This is a genomic window from Arthrobacter sp. BG5 (genome assembly GCF_056680155.1).
This window is the reverse complement of the sequence record NZ_CM155268.1, coordinates 340,401-355,989: the sequence shown is the minus strand read 5'-3', so window position 1 is coordinate 355,989 and position 15,589 is coordinate 340,401. Positions and strand designations below refer to the sequence as shown.

Annotated in this window: 11 protein-coding genes; 7 read left to right on the top strand and 4 right to left on the bottom strand. The window is 69.1% G+C overall.

All coding sequences use genetic code 11. The features are described 5' to 3' along the window. Positions 1-57: 57 nt before the first annotated feature. Positions 58-2,205 (top strand): primosomal protein N', encoded by a 2,148-nt coding sequence (locus tag AC1MBE_RS01550; protein ID WP_479782725.1) that lies wholly within the window; start codon positions 58-60, stop codon positions 2,203-2,205. A 105-nt stretch (positions 2,206-2,310) separates the two neighbouring features. Here AC1MBE_RS01550 and AC1MBE_RS01545 read toward each other — a convergent pair whose 3' ends face one another. From AC1MBE_RS01545 to AC1MBE_RS01530, 4 genes are read right to left on the bottom strand one after another with little or no spacing between them, the layout of a single operon-like run. Next, the gene (locus tag AC1MBE_RS01545; protein WP_479780354.1) at positions 2,311-3,396 is read right to left on the bottom strand and encodes a glycosyltransferase family 4 protein; all 1,086 of its coding nucleotides are present in this window, start codon (positions 3,394-3,396) and stop codon (positions 2,311-2,313) included. Next, on the bottom strand, positions 3,393-4,322 hold the full coding sequence (locus tag AC1MBE_RS01540) for an alpha/beta fold hydrolase (RefSeq protein ID WP_479780353.1): 930 nt from the start codon (positions 4,320-4,322) through the stop codon (positions 3,393-3,395). Before AC1MBE_RS01540 ends, AC1MBE_RS01545 begins: the two co-directional genes overlap by 4 nt. Positions 4,323-4,334: 12 nt before the next feature. Beyond that, positions 4,335-5,204, bottom strand: a complete 870-nt coding sequence (locus AC1MBE_RS01535; RefSeq protein WP_479780351.1) for an aldo/keto reductase — start codon at positions 5,202-5,204, stop codon at positions 4,335-4,337. A 48-nt stretch (positions 5,205-5,252) separates the two neighbouring features. Next, the gene (locus tag AC1MBE_RS01530; protein ID WP_479780350.1) at positions 5,253-6,215 is read right to left on the bottom strand and encodes a sugar-binding transcriptional regulator; all 963 of its coding nucleotides are present in this window, start codon (positions 6,213-6,215) and stop codon (positions 5,253-5,255) included. Positions 6,216-6,340: 125 nt separating this feature from the next. On the opposite strand from AC1MBE_RS01530, the gene AC1MBE_RS01525 reads away from it, so the two are divergent. From AC1MBE_RS01525 to AC1MBE_RS01500, 6 genes are all read left to right on the top strand, one after another. Then, the gene (locus tag AC1MBE_RS01525) at positions 6,341-8,149 is read left to right on the top strand and encodes a glycerol-3-phosphate dehydrogenase/oxidase (RefSeq protein ID WP_479780349.1); all 1,809 of its coding nucleotides are present in this window, start codon (positions 6,341-6,343) and stop codon (positions 8,147-8,149) included. A 160-nt stretch (positions 8,150-8,309) separates the two neighbouring features. Then, positions 8,310-9,059 (top strand): MIP/aquaporin family protein, encoded by a 750-nt coding sequence (locus AC1MBE_RS01520; RefSeq protein ID WP_346960188.1) that lies wholly within the window; start codon positions 8,310-8,312, stop codon positions 9,057-9,059. Between the two features lie 81 nt (positions 9,060-9,140). Further along, entirely contained in the window at positions 9,141-10,655 is a 1,515-nt protein-coding gene (glpK, locus tag AC1MBE_RS01515) for a glycerol kinase GlpK (RefSeq protein ID WP_479780347.1), read from the top strand. Between the two features lie 345 nt (positions 10,656-11,000). Then, positions 11,001-13,535 (top strand): leucine--tRNA ligase, encoded by a 2,535-nt coding sequence (leuS, locus tag AC1MBE_RS01510; protein ID WP_479780345.1) that lies wholly within the window; start codon positions 11,001-11,003, stop codon positions 13,533-13,535. A gap of 70 nt (positions 13,536-13,605) precedes the next feature. Next, a complete protein-coding gene (locus tag AC1MBE_RS01505; protein WP_479780343.1) occupies positions 13,606-14,640 on the top strand; it encodes a DegV family protein in 1,035 nt (344 codons plus the stop codon). 49 nt (positions 14,641-14,689) lie between these two features. Continuing rightward, positions 14,690-15,589, top strand: a complete 900-nt coding sequence (locus AC1MBE_RS01500; RefSeq protein WP_479780341.1) for a ComEA family DNA-binding protein — start codon at positions 14,690-14,692, stop codon at positions 15,587-15,589.

Sequence of the window (15,589 nt, the reverse complement as noted above, 5' to 3'; positions counted from 1 at the left end):
TCCGACCAGCCGCTGAAGGAGGCGATCGCCGTGAGCCCAGTCCGTAACGGTGCCGCCATGCCGGACGAGCCGCTCCAGCTCTCGCTGCTGCAGGGTTTCCCCGCTTCTGCGGCTGCCGCCGGGCCGGCCCTTGCCGCGGAGTTGCCGGTGGCGCGGGTGCTGCTGGAGTCGTCCCTCCCGCACCTGGACCGGCCGTTCGACTACAGCGTTCCGGCGGACCTCGATGCTGCGGCCCGTCCCGGCGTGCGGGTCAAGGTGAAATTCAGTGGCCAGGAACTCGGCGGATTCCTGCTCGAACGCACGGCCGGGTCCGACGCAGGCCATCCGCTGGTTCCGTTGTTCAAAGTCGTGTCGCCGGTTCCGGTGCTCACCCCCGAGGTGGCCGAACTCGCCGGACGGGTCGCGGCGCGCTACGCCGGGACCGTCAGCGACGTCCTGCGCGTCGCCGTCCCGCCACGCATGGCCAAAATGGAAAAGGAGTTCGCGCCGGCCGGCCGGCTTGACGCTGCCCTGTTCGCCACCGACGGCGGCGCCCCGGCAGAGCTGCCTGCTGCCCCTCCGTCCGGCTGGGCGGAATATCATAACGGCCCGGCTTTCCTGCAGCACCTGGGCGCGGGCGAATCGCCGCGCGCCGTGCTGAGCGCTTTGCAGGGTTTCGGTCCCGGCAGCTGGCCCCGGATGATCGCCGAGGCCGTAGCCGCCGTCCGGCGCTCAGGCCGCGGCGCCGTCGTCGTCGTTCCGGACTACCGCGACCTGGACCGGGTAGAGGCGGCGCTGCTGGAATTCCTCCCGGCCGGGGACGTGGCCAGGCTCACTGCGGATGATGGCCCGACCCCGCGGTACCGCAGCTTCCTGCGTGTGCTCAGCGGTGCGGCCGGGGTCGCCGTGGGCACCCGCTCGGCAGCTTACGCGCCGGTGCAGAAGCTGGGGCTGGTGGTGTGCTGGGACGACGGCGACGATCTGCACATTGAGCAGCGTTCGCCGTACGCCCACACCCGTGAGGTTCTGCTGCTGCGGGCTGCGCACGAGGGGGCTGCCTGCCTGCTCGCCGGACACAGCCGCAGCACTGAGACGCAGCGGCTGGTGGAGTCCGGCTGGGCCCGGCCGGTCGAAGCGCAGCGCCCCGCCATGCGACGTACTGTCCCGCGCGTGCTCAACACCGCAGACAGCTACGAGCAGGAGCGCGACCCGCTGGCCCGGATCGCACGGCTTCCCGGCGCCGCGTGGCGGGCGGCGAAGGAAGGCCTCGAGCGGGGCCCGGTACTGGTCCAGGTGGCGCGCGCCGGGTACGCGCCGTCGCTGGCCTGCGAACGCTGCCGCGAACCGGCGCGCTGCACGGCCTGCAACGGTCCGTTGGCGATCACGGGGCCCGCCGGCAGCGCGGCGGTGCCGGTCTGCCGGTGGTGCTCCGCGGCCGCTCCGGAGTGGCGCTGTGTGCACTGCAACGGGGTCCGGCTCCGGCGGGGTGCGACCGGGGCGCTGCGGACCGCCGAGGAACTGGGCCGGGCGTTTCCGGGCAAGCCGGTGATCACTTCCTCCGGTGACCGGGTCCTGGCCACGGTGCCGGATTCCAAAGCCCTCGTCGTGGCGACCGTCGGCGCCGAGCCGGTGGCAGCGGACGGGTACGCTGCGGCGCTGCTGCTCGACGGCGACTCCCTGCTGCGCCGCGAAAACCTTCGGGCCGGGGAGGACGCCGTGCGGCGCTGGTTCAATGCAGCCGCCCTGGTCCGTCCCGCGGCCGGGGGCGGCCTGGTGGTCATCACCGCGGAGGACACGTCCGGCGTCGGCGCACTGCTGCGGTGGGACCCCGCCGGGTACGCCGGCCGCGAGCTGGCCCTGCGGCAGGAGCTGTCGCTGCCGCCGGCCGTCCGGATCGCGTCCGTCACAGGCGGCAGGACCGCCGTCGGGCACTTTACCCAGGCAGTCGAGCAGGCACTGGCGAAACAAGGCATTGTGCTGCGGTCGGCGGGACCCTCGCCGTTGCCGGGCGCCGGCGGGGCCGGGGCCGTGTCGTCGCCGACGTCGGCGGCGTCTGTTGCGGTCGCGGAGCGGCGCGGCGGCGAGGACGTCCGGACCCTGCTGTTCATTCCGTACGCCCAGGCCACCGAGGCCACCAAAGCGATGCGGGCGGTCAAGGCCGCGGCCGCCGCGAAGCGCACCGATGATCCGGTGCAGTTGCGGCTCGACGGCGTCGACGTGCTCTAGCAGGGTTGGCGCTGGCCTCCCGCAGACAGGCGCCGCTCGACGGTTCCCTGCGCACAAGGCATCCGCTCACATCGAGTGGGCGCGGAACCATCGAAACGGCGGAGGTTACCGGCTCTTCCGGGCGCGCAGGGCCACGGCTTCCTCGGCGGCCGCCAGCAACCTGCGCGCGGAGGCATCCCAGCTGAACTCGGCGGCGCGCTGGACGGAACGGCTGGAGCGGTCCTTCCAGAGTTCCGGCTCTTCAAGGGCGCGTACCGCGGCGGCAAACGCGGACGGGGAGTCCGGATCAACATAGCTGACCGCGTGCCCGCCCACCTCGCGGAAAATCGGAATGTCGCTGGCGATCACCGGCGTGCCGTGCGACATCGCCTCGACCAGGGGCAGGCCGTAGCCCTCCGCCCTGGAAAGGCTGACCAGGGCGGTGGTGCGGGCCAGCAACTCCTCGTACTCGGCGTCCGTCACGCCGTTGTGGAACACGATGCTGGCGCCCGCCGGGGCAAGCGCCTCCAGCTCGGCCCTGCGTTCGGGCGTGATCCGGCTCAGCAGGTGCAGGGTCATCTCGGGTAGCTCAGCCATGCCCCTGACCATCGTCTCGACATTCTTGTAGGGCATGAAGGAGCCCATATAGAGCAACGTCTTGTCCGCGCCGGCACCCGGGTCTCGCGGCGTGAGCCCGGGCTGCGGGGCGTTCCCGACAATCCGGACCGGTCGCTTCGTCAGGCGGTATTTCGCCATCAGGGCCTCGGTGGTGGAGCTGATGGTCGCGACGACGTCCGCCCGGTTCAGCAGCACCCGCTGCGGCCAGAACGCCTTGTGGTAGAGCCGCCAGAGGACCCGGACCGGGGCCGGGAGGAAGCCGGGAGGTGCGGGGTGCTCGTAGTAGATCAGGTCGTGCAGGGTCAGCACCAGGGCGTACTTCCGGCCCCAGCTGCCCATCGTCTGCATCGGGCACACCACAACGTCGGCCCCCAGCGGGTTGACCTTGGCCGCCACGAACAACTCGGCCGGTGAGAGCGGGCTGTTGATCAGGGTGTAGGGCACGTCCGGCAGCAGGGCGAGCTGGCGGGTGTCGCTGATCAGCATCGAGACGTCCGCGATCTTGGCGGTGGCGGCGATGAGGCTGGCGCCGTAGCGGCTGATGCCGTCGTGGTGGTCAAGCCTGGTGAAGCGGGCGTCAATGAGGATTTTCACGCGGCGTGGTCCTTCAGGAAGCGTCGGATGAAGCCCGCGGCGGGTTCCGGGGTTTCGTAATGGATGAGGTGCCCGACGCCGGGAATGACTTCGAGGGTGCCGTCCGGCAGCAGCGGGAGCAGTTTGTGCTGGTCGGGGAGGGTGGCGATCTCGTCTTTCTCGCCGGCGACGAGCAATACCGGCAGGGCAAGCCGCGGAGCCACCTCCGCGACGTTGCTGCTGACCGAGGCCTTGAAGGCTTCGAGGAGGCTGTCCCGGTCGGCGAAAGCGGAGAAGTAGGCGCTGTGCTGGGCGTGGACGAACCGCCGCAGCTCCTTGTCCCGGGTCTTGGCCATGGTCTCACTCATCACCCGGACAATCAGCTGGTTGCGCAGCAGCGCGTTCCCGAGTCCGCGGGGGAGCCGGGCGGCCGCCTCGTAGTACAGCACGGCCGCTTTGGTCATGAGCCCTTTGGGCCCCTCCAGCGCCGGCGCGGCGATGGGGTTGATCAGGACCAGTTCGGCCACGGCGCCGGGGTGGTCTGCCACGAAATGGCTGGCGATGATTGATCCGAAGGAGTGGCCCAGCAGGACGGTGTCCGGGCCCAGTCCGAGGGCAGCCATGAAGTCGCTGATGAAGTGGCCGTAGCTGCCGACGCTGTGCCCGCCGGCGGGGAACGCGCTGGAAACGCCGAATCCCGGGAGGTCCGGCATGATGAGGCGCATTTCGGGCAGTTGGTCCACCACCCGGAGCAGGCCGTGGTGGTCGCCGCGGAAGCCGTGGATCACGAGGATCGTCCGGGTCGCAGCGGTCTCACGGACCGGTTCGTAGCTCCAGTAGGCGACCCGGGTGCCGTTCAGGTCCACCGCGGAAGCGCTGCTGCGGGTGTCGAGTTCGGCGCTGAGCAGCGGAGAGGGGGGAGAGGGCTCGGTGGCCACGTGTTCCATTCGTTAAGGGTCCTAGTTGACGTCGTCGGGGTTGGAGCCGGTGCGGACCCCCCGGTCCAGGCCGGCGAGGGCATCCAGGTCCGCGGGGCTGAGGCTGAACCCGAAGATGTCGTGGTTTTCGCGGATCCGGGCGTAGGAGCTGGCCTTGGGAATCACCACGTTGCCCAGTTCCAGGTGCCAGCGCAGGATCACCTGCGCGGCGGTACGGCGGTGAGCCGCGGCGAGCTCCAGCACCACCGGGTCCTGCAGCACCTGGCCCCGCCCCAGCGGGCTCCAGGCCTCGGTGGTGATGCCCAGTGACGCATGCAGGGAACGCAGCTCGGCCTGCTGCAGCCAGGGATGCAGCTCGATCTGGTTGACCGCGGGCACTACCTCCGCGGTCTGGAGCAGACGGTCCAGGTGGGCGGGCTGGAAGTTGGACACCCCGATGGCGCGGACCTTTCCCTCCCGGTACAGCGTCTCGAGGGCACGGTAGCTCTCCGCGAAGAGCCCGCGCCGGGCGCACGGCCAATGGATCAGGTAGAGATCCACGTACTCCAGGCCCAGCTTGGCGATCGAGGTGTCGAAGGCCCGCAGCGTCGCGTCGTAGCCCTGGTCGTCATTCCAGAGCTTGGTGGTCACGAAGATGTCCTCCCGGGCAAGGGCGGGGTGCAGTTCACCGGAGCCGCCGGCGGAGCCGTCGAAGGCGGACAGCGCCCCGATCGCCCGTCCCACGCCCGTCTCGTTCCCGTACATCGCCGCAGTGTCGAAGTGCCGGTAACCGGCCTCCAGCGCCATCGTCACGAGCCCGGCGGCGTTGGCGGGCGGCACCTTATAGAGCCCGAACCCGAGACGGTCCATCATCACACCGTTGTTCAGGGTCAACCGGGGGGAAAGTCTCATAGCAACGACTCTACCCATTCCGGCGTTCCGGGCGGTGGCACCGGGCCGTCAGGACAGGCCCTCGGCACTGACCAGCCGCCGGGCGCTGGCCTCATCGAGGATGAGGTCGGTGGCCAGGCCCGCGGCCAGCGCGCCGCGAAGCCCGTTGATCTTGGACGCGCCGGAGACCACGCAGATCCGGCGCCGGACCTGTCGGAGCTGTGCCAGGTCCGGTCCGGTGGAACGTTCATTGAGCGTGATGCCATCGGATGATCCGTCGGCGCGGAAGAACACCGTCGCCACGTCGCCGACGACGTCGGACTCCGCCAGCACAGTCAGGTCGTCCTCGTCCAGATAGCCGCCCGCGTAGACGTGGCTGGGGTAGTCGGCGTCGACCGATCCCACCCCAAAAATGGCGATGCTCATCCGGGACTGCAGCTGCAGGATGCGTTGAACACTGCGTTCATTCCACATGGCCTTCTTGGTCGCGGCGTGGTCGAAGAACGCCGGCACCGGGAACTGTTCCACCCGGGCGCCGTAGGCGCTGCCGAACCGGCGCATGATGTCCGAGGCGTAGGTAATGCCCGTGGTCTGCATGTTTCCGGCGCCGTTGAGCTGGACGATGATGCTGTCGTGCGTGATCTTCCGGGTCAGGTGCCGGCTGACCGCGCTCAGCGTGGAACCCCACGCCACCCCGATGATGGCGTTCGAGTCCACCAGGGGGCCGATGGTGCGCGCCGCCTGCATCGCCACCCGGTCCAGCGTCTCCGCCTCATTGAGGGTGTCCACGACCGGGACGACGTGAACGTCGACCTTGTATTGGGCGCGGATCATGCTGGCGAGTTCGGGGCCGGTGTCCAGCGGGCTGCGGATCTGGATCTGCACCAGGCCGGATTCGCGGGCAGCCGAGAGGAGCCGGGAGACGGTCGAGCGGGAGGTGCGGAGCTCCCGTGCGATGGCGTCCATCGTCAGGTCCTGCAGGTAATACAACTGAGCGGCGCGGAGGGCGTCGGACGGGCGGGTTGGCGACATTCCAGATCCGTTCTGCACGTTTGTGCATAGTGCTTGACTCCATTTTCCATTAGTCCAAAGAATAGTGTTGAACGGCGGCGGGCCCGGTGGGCGCGCCGCACAGCACCAAGCCCCAAGGAGCAGTTTTGGGAAACAAGGCAACACCGGGCAACCCGGCGTCCGGCACTCAGCGCACTTCCGTGCAGCAGCTGCGGAACAGGCCCCACGCGCAGGTGCTTATTATCGGCGGCGGTATCAACGGAGTCGGAACCTTCCGCGACCTTGCCTTGCAGGGCGTCGACGTCGCCCTCGTCGAACGCGGCGACTACTGCCAGGGCGCCAGCGGCGCCTCCTCGCACATGATCCACGGCGGCATCCGGTACCTGGAAAACGGCGAATTCCGCCTGGTCCAGGAGTCCGTCGTCGAGCGCAACAGGCTTCTGCGCATCGCCCCGCACTACGTGAAGCCGTTGCAGACCACCATCCCCATCTTCAGCACGTTCTCCGGCATCCTCGCCGCGCCGCTGCGGTTCCTGACCCACAAGCAGGGCAAGCACACTGAACGCGGCGCCTTCCTGATCAAGCTCGGCCTGGGCATGTACGACTTCTTCTCCCGCGACGGCGGCACCGTGCCGCGCCACCAGTTCCGCGGCCGCAAGCGCGCGCTGGCCGAACTGCCCCGGCTGCACCCGGGCATCAAGTACGCCGCGACCTACTTCGACGCCTCGGTACACAACCCGGAACGGCTCACCCTGGACGTGCTCCAGGACGGTGAGAAAGCCGGCGAAGCGGGCGGCAACGGTGCCCGTGCGTCCAACTACCTCTCCCTGGTGTCGATGGACGGCGGGGCTGCCGGGGGCGGGAAGTCCGGTACGGTCCAGCTCCGCGACGAACTCACCGGCGACGTCTTCGACTTCAGCGCCGACGTCGTCGTCAACACCACCGGTGCCTGGGTGGACCTGACCAACCAGGCCATGGGCGCCGAGTCGGCGTTCATGGGCGGGACGAAGGGCTCCCACATTGTGTTGGACCACCCCGGCCTGCTTGAGGCCTGCCAGGGCCGGGAGATCTTCTTCGAGCACACCGACGGCAGGATCGTGCTGATCTACCCCATGGGCGACCGTGTGCTGGTCGGCACCACCGACGTCGACGCCGACCTGTCCGAGGACACCGTCTGCACCGACGCAGAGATCGATTACTTCTTCGACCTCATCGGACACGTCTTCCCGGACGTCGCGGTGGACCGCGAGCAGATCGTCTACACCTTCTCCGGTGTCCGTCCTCTGCCCAGGCACGACGCCACCCAGCCCGGATTCGTCAGCCGCGACTACCGGATCGAACGCCGCGGCCCCGCCCGCGGCCGCGGCCAGGGGGATGCCGGCGCAACCGGGCAGCGGGGCGCCGTCGTGCTCAGCCTGGTGGGCGGCAAGTGGACCACCTTCCGGGCCCTCGCCGAACACCTCAGCAACGACGTCCTCGCCGAACTCGGCCTCGAACGCAAAGTCTCGACGGCAAAGCTCGCCATTGGCGGCGGCGCCGGCTTCCCGGAAACCGAGGACGGCGTACAGCGCTGGATCAAGGCCCACATGGGGTCCGGGCGCGACGCGGACCGCACCGCGGGGCTGCTGACCCGCTACGGCACCCGCGCGGTGGACGTGATGGCCTACCTCGACGCCGGGCCCGACCGGCTGCTGCACTCCACCCGGGAACTGAGCGTGCGCGAGCTGGAATTCATGGCAGCCAACGAGCAGCTCGGACACCTGGTGGACGTGCTGATCCGCCGCACCTCGCTCGCGTTCCGCGGACTCGTGACCGGTGAACTGCTGAACGAGGTTGCCGAGGTCCTGTCCGGGCCGCTGGGCTGGGACGCTGCGACCCGGACGGCCGAGATCAACCACGCCCAGGAGGTGCTCCACCGGTTCCACGGCGTCCAGGTGCACAGCCTGGTCGCCTAACAACTTGCGTGTCCGGAGGCTGGTCCTCCCGGACACAAGGGCTGCGGGGTTCCTCCCAGGGGAACCCCGCAGTGGCCGGCCGGCAGCGCGAACACGCTGCCGGCCCAACGGCCCTTCAAAACTCGCGAAGGGCTGACAACAGAAAATAGAGGAGTCAAAGATGTCTCTTGGAATAGTTTTCCTGTCCGAAGTATTCGGTACCGCAATGCTGACCCTGCTGGGTTGCGGCGTTGTGGCCAACGTCGCGCTGAAAGGCACGAAGGGCAACAACGGCGGGTTCCTGATGGTCACCTGGGGATGGGGCATTGCCGTCTTCGCCGGTGTCTTCGTTGCAGCCAAGTCCGGGGCGCACCTGAACCCGGCCGTCACCTTCGGCCTGCTGCTCAATGGCAAGAAGGAGTACGCCCCCGGTGTCGCGGTCGACTTCGGCTCCACCCTGACCTACTTCGGCGGTGAACTGCTGGGCGCCTTCCTCGGGGCCGTCGTGATGTGGCTGGCCCACAAGCAGCACTTCGATGTCGAACCCGAGCCCGCCAGCAAGCTGGGCGTGTTCTCCACCGGACCCGCCATCCGCTCAACCCCGTGGAACCTGATCACGGAAATCATCGGCACCTTCGTGCTCGTCTTTGTCATCCTGACCTTCGGCGGCACGCCCTCGGGCCTCGGCCCGCTGGCTGTGGCGCTGCTGGTTGTCGGCATCGGCGTTTCCCTCGGCGGCCCCACCGGCTACGCCATCAACCCCGCCCGTGACCTTGGCCCGCGCATCGCCCACGCCCTGCTGCCCATCAAGGGCAAAGGGTCCTCGGACTGGAGCTACTCGTGGATCCCGGTCGTCGGACCGCTGGTCGGCGGCGGACTCGCCGGCATCGTAGCGGCCGTGGTGCCGATCATCGCCACCGCCGCAGCCTGATCCTGCAGCAGAGAACCCCTGAACACCACCCGTTCGAACGCATCACTTCAACCGCCAGGCCCAACAGACAAGGACGTCAACGTGAACCAGTATGTAATCGCCATTGACCAGGGAACCACCAGCACCCGCGCCATCGTGTTCGACCACAGCGGCAACATCGTTTCATCCGGCCAGATGGAACACGAGCAGATCTTCCCGCAGGCAGGCTGGGTGGAGCACGACCCCGCCGAGATCTGGAACAACACCCGCGAGGTCATCGCCTCGGCGCTGTCCAAGGCCAACCTGACCCGCCACGACATCGCCGCCGTCGGCATCACCAACCAGCGTGAAACCGCCGTGGTCTGGGACAAGACCACGGGCAAGGCCGTCTACAACGCGATTGTCTGGCAGGACACCCGCACCCAGCCGATCGTCGACGAACTGGCCAAAGACGGCGGCCTGGAGCGTTTCAAGCAGAAGGTCGGCCTGCCGCTGGCCACCTACTTCTCCGGCACCAAGATCAAGTGGATCCTGGACAATGTCGAGGGCGCCCGGGCCAAGGCAGAAGCCGGCGACCTGGTCTTCGGCAACACCGACAGCTGGGTGCTGTGGAACCTTACCGGCGGCACCGACGGCGGTGTCCACGTCACCGACGTGACCAACGCGTCCCGGACCATGTTCATGGACCTCGAGACGCTGTCCTGGGACCAGGAAATCCTCGACGCGTTCGGCGTTCCGGCCTCCATGATGCCCGCCATCAAGTCCTCCTCCGAGGTCTACGGCACAGTCCACACCTCGCAGCTGCTGCGTGAAGTGCCGGTCGCCGGCATCCTCGGCGACCAGCAGGCGGCAACGTTCGGCCAGGCCGCGTTCGACACCGGCGAGGCCAAGAACACCTACGGCACGGGCTGCTTCCTCATCTTCAACACCGGCGAGGAAATCGTCCACTCCAAGAACGGGCTGCTGACCACCGTCGGTTACAAGCTCGGCGACGCCAAACCGCACTACGCCCTGGAAGGCTCCATCGCCGTGACCGGCTCGCTCATCCAGTGGCTGCGTGACAACCTGGGCATGATCGGCAGCGCCCCGGAAGTTGAAACGCTGGCAGCCGCGGTCAAAGACAACGGCGGCGTGTACATCGTGCCGGCGTTCTCCGGCCTGTTCGCGCCGTACTGGCGCTCCGACGCCCGCGGCGCGATCGTCGGCCTAACCAGGTTCGTGAACAAGAACCACATCGCCCGCGCTGCGCTGGAGGCCACCGCATTCCAGACCCGTGAAGTGCTCGACGCCGTCAACGCCGACTCGGGCGTACCGCTGACGGAACTCAAGGTCGACGGCGGCATGGTTGCCAACGACGCGCTGATGCAGTTCCAGGCCGACATCCTGGGTGTCCCGGTGATCCGGCCGAAGGTCGTCGAGACCACCTCGCTCGGTGCCGCCTACGCCGCCGGGCTCGCCGTCGGCTTCTGGAAGGACCTGGGCGAATGCTCCGCCAACTGGTCCGAGGACAAGCGCTGGGAGCCGCAGATGGACCAGGCCGAACGGGAGCGCCAGATGCGCCTCTGGAAGAAGGCCGTCACCAAGTCCATGGACTGGGTCGACGAGGACGTGAAGTAAGTCCCACCCCTGTCGAGGGAGGCCGCACCCGCCCTGCCCGCTTCGCGGTGCCCACCACACCCTGGCGGGGTGCGGCCTCCCTCTTCGCTGCGTCCGTACTTCAGCCGCTCGTGGCGACTAGCGTGTGTTAGATAGAGGGTGCGCTAAAGTAGTCGTATGCGTGCGATCCTCCTGCTTAGCTAGCCGCCCGGCATCCCGGCGAAAACCCGGATTGCCGAGCGGCAGCCCCTCCGTGTCGAGGGGCTTTTGTGTGTCCGGGACAGTTACCGGAACTCAGCAGGGGACCAAGGGATCAGGCGGGACAGTCCTGATCCGACAAGATCGAAAGAACAGAAGAGGCCAGCAGTGAGCGTTCAGCCGGAGACAGAAACCGGAACAGCAGCAGCCGTCGCGAGCGAAGGCCCCGAGGAGGGCGCCTACAGCTTCGCCGCCATGGAGGCCAAATGGCCGCAGGTCTGGGAGGACCTCAAGGTCTTCACGCCCCTGGATGACGGTTCGAAGGAACGCCGCTACGTGCTGGACATGTTCCCGTACCCGTCCGGCGACCTGCACATGGGCCACGCCGAAGCGTTCGCGATGGGCGACGTCGTCGCCCGCTACCTGCGCCAGCAGGGCTACGATGTGCTGCACCCGATCGGCTGGGACTCCTTTGGGCTGCCGGCGGAAAACGCGGCCATCAAGCGCAACGCGCACCCCAGCGAGTGGACCTACGCCAACATCGACACCCAGGCGGCGTCCTTCAAGCGCTATGCCATCTCCGCGGACTGGTCCCGCCGGCTGCACACCTCCGATCCGGAGTACTACCGCTGGACCCAGTGGCTGTTCAAGCGCTTCTACGAGCGCGGACTGGCCTACCGCAAGAATTCGCCGGTGAACTGGTGCCCCAAGGACCAGACCGTGCTGGCCAATGAGCAGGTCGTCAACGGCGCCTGCGAACGCTGCGGCACCGCCGTGACGAAGAAGTCGCTGAACCAGTGGTACTTCAAGATCACCGACTACGCCGACCGGCTGCTGGACGACATGGACGAGCTGCGCGGGCACTGGCCCGAGCGGGTCCTGGCCATGCAGAAAAACTGGATCGGCCGGTCCGAAGGCGCCCACGTCACCTTTGTGGTCGAGGCCGACGGCGGCAAGCCCGCCAAGGACGTTACCGTCTTCACCACCCGCCCGGACACCCTGTACGGCGCGACGTTCTTCGTGGTCGCCGCCGACGCGCCGATCGCCGTCGAACTGGTCACCGACGAACACGCCGCCGCCCTGGACGCGTACCGCGAGCAGGTCAAGGCGCTGTCCGAGATTGAGCGCCAGTCCACCGAACGGGAGAAGACCGGTGTCTTCACCGGCCGCTACGCCATCAACCCGCTGAACGGGGAGAAGCTGCCGGTCTGGGCCGCCGACTACGTTCTGGCCGACTACGGCACCGGCGCCATTATGGCTGTGCCGGCCCACGACCAGCGTGACCTGGACTTCGCCAAAACCTTCGACCTGCCCGTCCGGGCAGTGCTGGACACCGGCGAGGAAGACCCTGCCGTGTCCGGCACGGCGACCACCGGCGAGGGCACCCTGATCAACTCCGGCGCCCTGGACGGACTGCCCAAGGCGGAGGCCATCCCGGCCGCCATCACGATCCTGGAGCAGCAGGGCACGGGGGAGAAGTTCGTGAACTTCCGCCTGCGTGACTGGCTGCTGAGCCGCCAGCGGTTCTGGGGCACCCCCATCCCGATCATCCACTGCCCGGCCTGCGGCGAAGTCCCGGTCCCGGACGACCAGCTGCCGGTGACGCTGCCGGAGAACCTGCGCGGCGAGGACCTGTCCCCGAAGGGCACCTCCCCGCTGGCCGCCGCGGAAGCCTGGGTCAACGTCGATTGCCCCAGCTGCCACGGCCCGGCCAAGCGCGACACGGACACCATGGACACCTTCGTGGACTCGTCCTGGTACTTCCTGCGCTTCGTCTCCCCGCAGTACACCGACGGCCCGTTCGATCCGGCCAAGATCAACGACTGGATGCCGGTGGGCCAGTACGTCGGCGGCGTCGAGCACGCCATCCTGCACCTGCTGTACGCCCGCTTCTTCACCAAGGTCATCCACGACCTGGGCCTGATCGAGGCCGACGAACCGTTCCGGGCGCTGCTGAACCAGGGCCAGGTGCTCAACGGCGGCAAGGCGATGAGCAAGTCCCTCGGCAACGGTGTGGACCTCGGCGAGCAGCTGGACAAGTACGGCGTCGACGCCGTGCGGCTGACCATGATCTTTGCCTCCCCGCCGGAGGACGACGTCGACTGGGCGGACGTGTCGCCGTCGGGCTCCGCGAAGTTCCTGGCCCGCGCCTGGCGGCTCGGCCAGGACGTCAGCAGCGAACCCGGCGTCGACTTCGCCACCGGCGACCGTGCCCTGCGCACCGTCACCCACCGCACCATCGCCGACGCGCAGGCCCTGCTGGACCACAACAAGTTCAACGTGGTGGTGGCAAAGCTGATGGAGCTGGTCAACGCGACCCGGAAGACCATCGACTCAGCCGCCGGTGCCGGCGGCGCGGACCCGGCAGTCCGTGAGGCCGTGGAGGCCGTAGCGGTCATCCTGAGCCTGTTCGCGCCGTACACCGCCGAAGACCTGTGGAACGTGCTGGGACACCCTGCGTCGGTGGCCAACGCCGGCTGGCCCGCGCACGACGAGGCCCTGCTGGTGCAGGACACGGTCACCGCCGTCGTCCAGGTCCAGGGCAAGGTGCGCGACCGGCTCGAGGTGTCCCCGGGCATCTCCGAGGACGAGCTGCGCGAACTGGCGCTGGCGTCGGAGAACGTCCAGCGTGCGCTGGACGGCCGGGGGATCCGCACCGTGATCGTGCGGGCCCCTAAACTGGTCAACATCGTCCCGGCGTAGCCGGGCAGGCCGTTTGTGAACCGGCCGCCGGCAGTTGCCGGCGGCCGGAACTCTTTCCAGGAGGTGCTTCGTGCCGGACCGTGAGCCCCCGGGCTGGCTGTGGCTGCGCGAGCGCCTCATCCGGCTCCGCCAGGCCGCCCGGCCCGGCGCAGCGCCCGAACCGGTACCCGCCGTCGCCGTCCGCACAGCGGTGGTCACGGACTCCGCTGCGGCGCTGCCGGCGGCGTGGGTGCGCGACTTCAGCGCCGACGGCCGCGTGACCGTGGTTCCGATGCCCGTGATGGTGGGCGACGAAATCTACGGCGAGGGCGAGGACGACATCGCGGACACCATTGCCGTGGCGCTGGCCAGCGGCCTCCCGGTCCGGACATCCAGGCCCTCACCCGGCCAGTTCGAACAGGCCTACCTCGCGGCGGCGGCACGCGGCTTCGAATCCGTGGTCTCCCTGCACATTTCGGGGGAGCTCTCCGGCACCGCGGACTCCGCCCGGCTCGCCGCGGCCAGAGTGGGAATCCCGGTGGTGGTCATGGATTCCCGCACGGTCGGGATGGCGCAGGGCATGGGCGTGCAAAGCGCCGTTGTGGCGGCCGCCGATGGCCGGGGCGCGGACGAGGTCAGGGCCTTCGCCGAAAAACGGCTGGCCCGCACCAAAGTTTTCTTTTATGTGCCAAGCCTGGAGCAGTTGCGCCGCGGAGGCCGGATCGGCGCGGCCGCCTCGCTCTGGGGCACCATGTTCTCGATCAAACCGATCCTGGCGGTCGACGGCGGCAAGGTGGTGCCGCTGGAGAAAGTCCGGTCTGCGCCGCGCGCCATCGCCCGGCTGGAGGAAATCGCCGCCGCTGATGCGCTGTCCCGGCCGCCCGGCGAGGCGCGGATCGCCGTGCACCACTTCGGCAACCGGGCCGAGGCGGAGCAACTGGCGTCCCGGCTGGCCGGGCTGCTGCCCGAGTGCCCGCCGGCGCAGATTAGTTCGCTGCCGGCCGTGCTGGCTGCCCACGCGGGGCTGGGGGTGCTGGCGGTGATTGTGGGGGAGAGCAGCACCCCGATGCCAGGGACTGCCGGAGCTTCGGGGACTGCCGGGGCACCCGGCGCACTTTCCACATAGCGGTTCCGCCGCCTGCCGGCCGGCACGGTCCGGTGCCTAGGCTGGCTGCATGTCGCGCCGATATCCGGGAGCCGGTGCCCGTAGCGGACCCCGCGAGGGGCCGGGCCTGGCCCGGCACCGGTGGGCCGCCAGCCTTGGCCCGGTGCCGGAAGAGGCGCTGCTCGACCTGCCGGCGGCCGACCCTCCCAGCGCCGAAACACCGGGTCCCGGCGCTCCGGCGGTCCCGGTATTCCGGTGGCGCACCGGGCGGCGCGCCGCGGCGCTGATCGCGGTGGTCTCCGTGTTGCTGGGCGGCTGGTTCTGGTGGCAGCCGGCCGACGGCGCGCCACGGGTGCAACCTCTGGGCGAAGCCCAGGGGTGGGACGCCGCGGGCGGCTCCGGTTCTGCGGGTGCTCCGGCCGAGGAGGCGAGTTCCGCCGGGGCAGCTGACGCTGGCGCCCCCGCCGACGGAGACGTCCCCGGCCCGACGGCGTCGGCCACCATAGTTGTCCACGTCGCCGGCGCCGTCGCCAGAGCCGGTGTGGTGGAACTGCCGCGCGGAAGCCGGGTCCACGAAGCCATCCAAGCAGCCGGCGGGAGCACCCCCGCGGCAGACCTCGACCGGCTTAACCTGGCCGCCGTCATCGAGGACGGCCAAAAGATCCTCGTCCCGGAGCGCGGCAGCCCGGACCCGGCCGAGCCTGTCCCCGGCCCCGCCGGCAGCGGCGGCCCTTCCACCAGTGGCACGGCAACGCCCGGCGGGACGCCACCCCCGGCCGGGAAAATCAACCTGAACTCCGCTGGGCTCGAGGAGCTGGCCACGCTGCCGCATGTCGGGCCGGTCCTGGCCCAGCGCATCGTGGACTGGCGGAAGCAGCACGGCAGCTTCGGTAGCGTGCAGGAACTCGATGCTGTTGACGGAATCGGCCCCAAGCTGCTCGAAGCCCTGCGGCCGCTGGTGAAGGTCTGA

Bases quoted from the DNA above. Each gene is read 5' to 3' on its own strand.
- AC1MBE_RS01550 (WP_479782725.1), top strand. From the start codon at position 58: ATGCCGGACGAGCCGCTCCAGCTCTCGCTGCTGCAGGGTTTCCCCGCT.
- AC1MBE_RS01540 (WP_479780353.1), bottom strand. From the start codon at position 4,322: ATGGAACACGTGGCCACCGAGCCCTCTCCCCCCTCTCCGCTGCTCAGC.
- AC1MBE_RS01535 (WP_479780351.1), bottom strand. From the start codon at position 5,204: ATGAGACTTTCCCCCCGGTTGACCCTGAACAACGGTGTGATGATGGAC.
- AC1MBE_RS01530 (WP_479780350.1), bottom strand. From the start codon at position 6,215: ATGTCGCCAACCCGCCCGTCCGACGCCCTCCGCGCCGCTCAGTTGTAT.
- AC1MBE_RS01520 (WP_346960188.1), top strand. From the start codon at position 8,310: ATGTCTCTTGGAATAGTTTTCCTGTCCGAAGTATTCGGTACCGCAATG.
- AC1MBE_RS01500 (WP_479780341.1), top strand. From the start codon at position 14,690: ATGTCGCGCCGATATCCGGGAGCCGGTGCCCGTAGCGGACCCCGCGAG.